Raw genomic sequence first — 1,359 nt, forward strand, 5'->3', positions numbered from 1 at the left:
TAGCAGGCCGCTGAAAAACTCCTGCCTCGACGCCTGTCGCGGAACATGATTCACCGTCGCCACTACGATGGCGACGGAGTGTGGGATGCGTGGATCAGATCAGGTGACGGGCTCGCTGTTCAGCTACGTCGATCTCGAGGAGCGCATTCCGGCGCGGCACCCGCTTCGCAAGATCAGGGCCGTCGTCAACGACGCGCTGCGCTCCCTGGATGCCGAGTTCGACCGGCTTTACGCAGGTGAGGGCCGCCCCTCGATCGCGCCGGAACGATTGATCCGGGCCAGCCTGCTGCAAATCCTCTACTCGATCCGGTCCGAGCGGCAGCTCATGGAGCAGATGGACTACAACTTGCTGTTCCGCTGGTTCGTGGGCCTTGGGATCGACGACGCTGTCTGGGGCCCGACCGTGTTCACGAAGAACCGCGACCGGCTGCTGACCACGGACATGTCGCGCAAGATCATGGCCGCCATTCTGGCGCATCGCGAGGTGGCACCGCTGCTGTCGGACGACCATTTCTCGGTCGACGGCACCCTTGTGAAGGCCTGGGCGTCGATGAAGAGTTACCAGCCGAAGGAAAGAGCGACGTCCGACGGGGACGAGGGTCCCGGCGATCCGCCAGATGGCAGCGCGCCGCCCACATCTTCCTCTGACCAGTCCACCGCCGAGCCCGACCCGATGACCCGCCCCACACGCCGCAACCGCAACGCCGAAGTCGACTTCCGTGGCGAACGACGGTCGAACGCGACCCATGCTTCGATGACCGATCCGGAGGCCCGGCTGTTCAAGAAATCCCCCGGCGCCGGCGCCATGCTGTGCTTCATGGGGCACAGCATGATGGAGAACCGCTCCGGCCTGATCGTGCAGGCCGACCTGACGCGGGCGGACGGCCACGCCGAGCGGCGTGCTGCCATCGACATGCTTCACCGCCACTCACCGGGATCGACCCGGCGCCTGACCCTGGCAGCGGACCGCGGTTACGACAGCGCCGACTTCGTCGCCGAGCTGCGCCAAATGGTGGTCACGCCGCATGTCGCCCAGAAGTCCCGACACTCTGCAATCGACGGCAGAACCACCCGGCACCCCGGCTACGCCAAGTCGCAGCGGCGCCGGAAGAAGATCGAGGAACCTTTCGGCTGGGTCAAAACCGTCGGCGGCATGGCGCAGACCCTGTACCGCGGCATCGAGCGCGTGCGGGCCCGCTTCACCTTGGCGATGGCGGCCTGCAACCTCGCGAGGCTGCCGAAACTGCTCGCCAACTGAGCCGGCAAGCGGCTACTCGGACTGCCGGTTCGCAAACCAGGCTGCATCGAGCTCCTGCTCAAGGGAAACCCTTCCTCACTGCAGACTTTTTCAGCGGCCTG

At 65.8% G+C, this 1,359-nt stretch carries 1 protein-coding gene; it reads left to right on the forward strand.

All coding sequences use genetic code 11. The annotated features are described in order from the left end of the window. The first annotated feature begins 85 nt into the window (after positions 1-85). Positions 86-1,258, forward strand: a complete 1,173-nt coding sequence (locus tag OE747_RS24560) for an IS5 family transposase (protein ID WP_263831056.1) — start codon at positions 86-88, stop codon at positions 1,256-1,258. Positions 1,259-1,359: the final 101 nt, after the last annotated feature.

It is taken from the genome of Ruegeria aquimaris, assembly GCF_025751555.1.
GTDB lineage: Bacteria > Pseudomonadota > Alphaproteobacteria > Rhodobacterales > Rhodobacteraceae > Ruegeria_B > Ruegeria_B aquimaris.

What these genes read in the sequence shown, in the direction of transcription:
- OE747_RS24560 (WP_263831056.1), top strand. Translation starts at nt 86, where the DNA reads ATGCGTGGATCAGATCAGGTGACGGGCTCGCTGTTCAGCTACGTCGAT.